Annotated in this window: 4 protein-coding genes and 1 pseudogene; all 5 read right to left on the reverse strand. The window is 56.4% G+C overall.

The window, feature by feature from the left end; translation table 11 throughout:
* Nucleotides 1–112, reverse strand: a pseudogene (locus WBM93_RS06255) (methylmalonyl-CoA epimerase); the annotation flags it as partial.
* Nucleotides 113–1,057, reverse strand: a complete 945-nt coding sequence (locus tag WBM93_RS06260; protein WP_424429643.1) for a DUF808 domain-containing protein — start codon at nucleotides 1,055–1,057, stop codon at nucleotides 113–115.
* A gap of 128 nt (nucleotides 1,058–1,185) precedes the next feature.
* Nucleotides 1,186–2,712, reverse strand: coding sequence for an acyl-CoA carboxylase subunit beta (locus tag WBM93_RS06265; RefSeq protein ID WP_424429646.1), 1,527 nt, complete (start codon nucleotides 2,710–2,712; stop codon nucleotides 1,186–1,188).
* A 128-nt stretch (nucleotides 2,713–2,840) separates the two neighbouring features.
* Nucleotides 2,841–4,190, reverse strand: a complete 1,350-nt coding sequence (gorA, locus tag WBM93_RS06270) for a glutathione-disulfide reductase (RefSeq protein WP_424429649.1) — start codon at nucleotides 4,188–4,190, stop codon at nucleotides 2,841–2,843.
* Between the two features lie 10 nt (nucleotides 4,191–4,200).
* Nucleotides 4,201–5,706 (reverse strand): glucose-6-phosphate isomerase, encoded by a 1,506-nt coding sequence (gene pgi, locus WBM93_RS06275; RefSeq protein WP_424429652.1) that lies wholly within the window; start codon nucleotides 5,704–5,706, stop codon nucleotides 4,201–4,203.
* Nucleotides 5,707–5,796 lie beyond the last annotated feature (90 nt).

Raw genomic sequence — 5,796 nt, forward strand, 5'->3', positions numbered from 1 at the left:
GATCAAAAGGCTCGCAAAAAGAGGTAGCACCCATGACGTCGCGCCAATGGGCTATGCTGTCGGTGATCGAAGGCGTCACGACGCCGATATGGTTCATTCTTCCCAGTTTCATTTAATGCTTCTCCCCATGCGGAATAAATCTGTGCACCAGTGGCGCGATCCCGGCACCAATGATAACGCCAAGCACGCCGGACAATATCGCAAAGGCAATCCCGCCGACCATCAGCTTTGCCGAAGCCGGGAACAGGCCGACCAAGGGATGCGAAATCAGATCGATCAAATGCTCCGGTCCGTGCCATCCGAGCGCGGCAATATTGTGAACCAGTAATCCGCCGCCCACCCATGCCATGGCCAGAGTGCCGATGATCGAGATGGCAGCCAGCAATTTGGGCATGAACAGGATTAGCCCGCGACCGAAAGACTTGACCGCCCCGTCATATTCTTGCGCAAGATGCAGGCCTACGTCGTCCATTTTGACGATCAGCGCGACCGCGCCATAGACAGCAACGGTTATCAGCACTCCGATCAAGGCAAGGATGAGGCCTTGCTGCCACCAAACCTGGTCGGTGAGCTCCGACAAGGCGATGGCCATGATCTCGGCTGAAAGGATCAGATCGGTACGGATCGCACCCGCAACCATTTCCTCTTCCCGGCCATGGCCTTCGATGATCGCCGGTTGTTCGTGCTTGGTGGTCTCGTCGACATGGCAGAGTTCGAGGACCTTCTCCGCGGCTTCATAACAGAGAAACAAGCCGCCAAAAATCAGGATGATCGGGATAAGAAAGGGCGCGAACTGACCCAGAAGGACCGCAGCGGGCAGCAGAAACACAAGCTTATTCTTGATCGAGCCCTTGGCGATTTTCCAGATCATCGGCAATTCGCGCGACGGATCGAAACCGGTGACATATTGTGGCGTCACGGCGGCATCATCAATCACCACGCCAGCGGACTTGGTACCGGCACGCGCGGCGGCAGCGCCGATATCGTCAACCGATGCAGCAGCGACTTTGGCGATGGCTGCGACGTCGTCGAGGAGGGCTACTAATCCTGTTGGCATTAGCGGATCGTGCCTCCAATCGTCGTTGCGAGGAGCCGAAGGCCACGCGGCAATCCAGGGAGCCGCTCGACGCACTGGATTGCTCCGCTGCGTTCGCAATGGCGGGGAACGATTTTCACCTCAAATCCTCACAACGGAATATTATCATGCTTCTTCCACGGGTTCTCCAGCTGCTTGTTGCGCAGCTTCCGTAGTCCCAGCGCCACCCGGCGCCGTGTCGAGTGTGGCTTGATAACCTCGTCGATAAAGCCCTTTTGCGCCGCGATAAACGGGTTGGCGAAGCGGGCTTCATATTCGGCGGTGTGCTCGGCGATTTCTTCCGGCGTCTTTCCGCGGAAGATGATCTCGACCGCACCTTTTGCGCCCATTACCGCGATTTCTGCGGTCGGCCAGGCATAGTTAAGATCGCCGCGCAGATGTTTGGACGCCATCACATCATAAGCGCCGCCATATGCTTTGCGAGTGATTATGGTGATCTTCGGGACCGTTGCCTCGGCATAAGCAAAGAGCAGCTTCGCGCCGTGCTTGATAATGCCGTTATGCTCCTGTGATGTTCCGGGCAGAAAGCCGGGAACGTCGACCAGAGTGACAATCGGTATATTGAACGCATCGCAATAGCGCACGAACCGCGCCGCCTTCTTGGACGCATTGATATCGAGGCAACCGGCGAGCACGGTTGGCTGATTGGCCACCACGCCGACGGTCGAGCCTTCCATCCGGCCAAAGCCGCAGATGATATTGCCCGCATGAGCCGGCTGGACTTCAAAGAAATCGCTTTCATCGACCATCTTGCGAATGACTTCGTGCATATCATATGGCTGGTTGGCATTGTCCGGGATCAAAGTATCGAGACTGTCCTCGAGCCGGTCCCAAGGGTCGGCAGTCGGTCGTTCCGGCACTTCCTCCCGGTTGGAAAGCGGCATGAAGTCGATGAAGTCGCGCGCAGCGAGCAAGGCCTCTATGTCATTGTCATAAGCAACATCGGCAACACTGGTCTTGGTGGTGTGGGTTACCGCGCCGCCCAGTTCCTCCTGGGTGACAATCTCGTTGGTCACCGTCTTGACCACATCGGGGCCTGTGACGAACATATAGGAGGAATCCTTCACCAGGAAGATGAAGTCCGTCATCGCCGGCGAATAGACCGCCCCGCCCGCGCATGGGCCCATGATCAGGCTGAGTTGCGGGATGACGCCACTGGCGAGCACATTTTTCTGGAACACGTCGGCATAGCCGCCGAGCGATGCGACGCCTTCCTGGATCCGCGCGCCGCCGCTGTCGTTGATGCCGATAACCGGAGCGCCGACCTTCATCGCATTGTCGAGGACCTTGCAGATTTTCTCGGCATGACGTTCGGACAGCGAACCGCCGAATACGGTGAAATCCTGCGAGAAGACAAAGACCAGGCGACCGTTGATCGTGCCGGAACCGGTGACCACACCGTCGCCGGCAATCTTGGTCTTTTCCATACCGAAATCGACGCAATTATGCTCGACATACATGTCGATTTCTTCGAAACTACCCTCGTCGAGCAATATCTCGAGCCGCTCGCGTGCGGTCAGCTTGCCCTTGGCGTGCTGGCTGTCGATCCTTTTCTGTCCGCCTCCCAGATGGGCTTCGGCGCGCTTGGCTTCCAGTTGTGCGATAATGTCTGACATTCAACCCCCGGCTGTGAATCACTTGGTGCGATATGCCCTAGTCAATGCACAGCCGGTTAGGCAATCGTCAATAGTAATTAATCGTACGATTAAACATCAGCTTTGGCGGCGGGTGCCGTAGCGTCAGTTTATTTGAACAGCACCAGTTCCTCGGCCATGCTGGGATGCAAGGCCACCGTATCGTCGAACGCCTGTTTGGTGAGGCCAGCTTTCACCGCTATTGCCGCTGCCTGTAATATTTCCGGTGCGTCGGGGCCTATCATGTGCAGCCCGAGGATTTTCTCGGTCGGGTGCTCGACGATCATCTTGTAGAGGCTGCGTTCGGGCCGATCAGCAAAAACATTGCGCATAGCCCTGAAGTCGGAAGAATAGACCTTGATATTGCCATATTGTTCGCGCGCCTGGCCTTCGGTCAGACCGACCGAGGCGATCGGTGGCTGGGAGAAAACCGCCGACGGAATATTGTCATAATCGATCGTGCGCGGGTTGTCGCCAAAGACGGTATCAGCAAAAGCCTGTCCCTCGCGGATCGCAATCGGGGTCAGCTGAACGCGGTCTGTCACATCACCCACGGCGTAGATATTCTTGACGTTGGTCTGGCTATAGTTGTCGACTATGATTGCGTCCTTCTCGTTGGTCTCCACGCCGGCTTTTTCCAGGCCGAGACCGTCGATCTTGGGCCGTCTTCCGGTCGCCGCGAGAACCACGTCGGCGCGGACCGGCTCGCTCTTGCCGTCCATATAGACATCCAGCGCGCCATCCTTGCGCTTCTCGATCTTGTCGAAGGTACAGTTGAATTTGTACATGATCCCTTTCGCGAGAGAGATCTGGATCAGGCGGTCGCGCACGCTTTCATCATATCCGCGCAAGATGATGTCGGACCGGTTCACCACGATGACATCGCTGCCCAGACCGTTGAAAATCCCGGCAAATTCATTGGCGATGTAGCCGCCGCCCGAAATTATGATGGTTTCGGGCAGTTTCTCGAGATGAAACATCTCGTTCGACGTCGACATATGCTCGCTGCCCGGAAAGTCGGCCACGACGGGCCACGCTCCGGTGGCGATCAATATATATTTTGCGGTCACGGTCTTGCCGCTGGCGAGCTTGATCTCGTGCGGGCCAGTCAGTTCGGCGCGTTCGAGAATGATCTCGACATCGTGGTTTTTCAACGTTTCGGTATAGGCATTGTTCAGCCGGTCAACGTCCTTAAGGACATGATCGCGCAGGGTCGGCCAGTCGAATTTTGCATTTTCCCAGGTCCAGCCAAAATTTTTGCCGTCTTCCAGATCTTCAGAAAAATGGGAGCCGTAAACCAGCAGCTTCTTCGGTACGCAGCCGCGAATGACGCAAGTGCCGCCAACCCGAAATTCTTCGGCCACCGCCACTTTTGCGCCGTAGGATGCCGAAATTCGGGCCGCCCGCGTTCCCCCGGAACCTGCTCCGATAACGAACAGATCATAATCATATTTGGCCATCTATATTTCCTTATTGCCCGGGTCCGAAGGCCCGCTTTTTCAGTTCTTCGGTCGAAGCGTCCAGTTGGTTACCATCGTCGGCGGCAAGCTTGCCCGCCATTTGCTTGCCCAGCTCGACGCCGAATTGGTCAAACGGGTTGATATCCAGCAAAGCCGCGTTCACAAAAGTGCGATGCTCGTAAAAAGCCAGCAGCGCACCCAATGTTCGAGCGTTCAAGTCTTCCAGTAATATCGTGACAGATGGTCTGTCACCCGGATAGTTTCGATGACTGTCATCGGATTTTTTACCCGCCATCAGCGCCGCACCCTGGGCAAAGCAATTCAACAACAGACCCTGGTGATGGGCCGGATCCAGTGAATCGCCCGGTTCGACGACCGCGAGAAACTCGACCGGAACCAGATGGCTCCCCTGATGGAGCAGCTGGAACACGGCATGTTGCGCATCGGTTCCAACGCCGCCCCACACGATCGGGCTCGACTGTAATTCCAGCGGCGCGCCATCGAGCGTCACGGATTTTCCGTTGCTCTCCATTTCGAGTTGCTGGAGATAATCGGGAAGCAGGCGCAAGCGCTCGTCATAAGCAAAGACCGCGCGCGTTTCACAACCACGAACCTGAGTATAATATTGATCGACGAAGGCGGCGAGGACCGGAATGTTCTGATCCCAAGGCGCGGTTTGAAAGTGCTGGTCCATGACTTCTGCACCGGCCAGCAGATCTTCGAACACGGCATACCCGAGCGTCAGTGCGACACTGAAACCGATCGAGGACCACAAGGAATAACGTCCACCTACCGTCTCCGAAAACGGCACGATACGCGTTTCATCGACGCCCCACTCCACTGCCTGCTCGGGAGCGGCTGTCAAAGCTACCACTTGTCCCATCGGATCGGTCACCCCCTCCTCACGCATCCAGTCTAGCACCGCTTGCGCGTTGAGCAGCGTCTCCGCGGTGGTGAATGTCTTGGAAGCAATTACCAACAGCGTCTTGGCCGCCGTAAAACGCTCCAGCACGGGTTCAAGCGCGACACCGTCGATATTGGAAACAACCGCAAGTTCATATTTCTCGTCGCCAAGCTTGAGCGCATGATGGAGCATTTTGGGTCCCAGCGCCGAACCGCCGATCCCGAGATGGATGATCTGGGTAAAATCACCCAGCACACCGCTATCGATGACCTCGATCAGACTTTTCATGCGCTGGTGCAGCGCGCGCGCATTCTCCACGCTTGCCGGGTTTCCGGTGCCACGCTCTGCGCTATGTTCCGCTGCCCGGCCCTCGCTGTTATTGACCACCTCTCCCGATAGCAAAGCTTTCACTTTATCGGAAAGCTTCATATCATCAGCCAGCTTTCCGAAGGCCTGCACGGCCTCTTCGTCCAGGTGAGTCTTTGAAAAATCGCAATAAATGCCCGCCTGCTCCAATCCGAGATGGGCGATCCGATTATTATCCTTGTCGAAAAGGCGGGTTAGCGACATTTGGGGAAGCGCCTTGATGGTCCGCCAATGGCCTGAAGTCATTCAATCATCCGATCTTTAGATATTAAATTGCGTGCACCCGTTCAACGCCTCTGCCCTATCTGTCGGGCAGGCCTGTCTCAAGTTGAAAAT

The organism is Parasphingorhabdus sp., from assembly GCF_049667325.1.
Classification (GTDB): domain Bacteria; phylum Pseudomonadota; class Alphaproteobacteria; order Sphingomonadales; family Sphingomonadaceae; genus Parasphingorhabdus.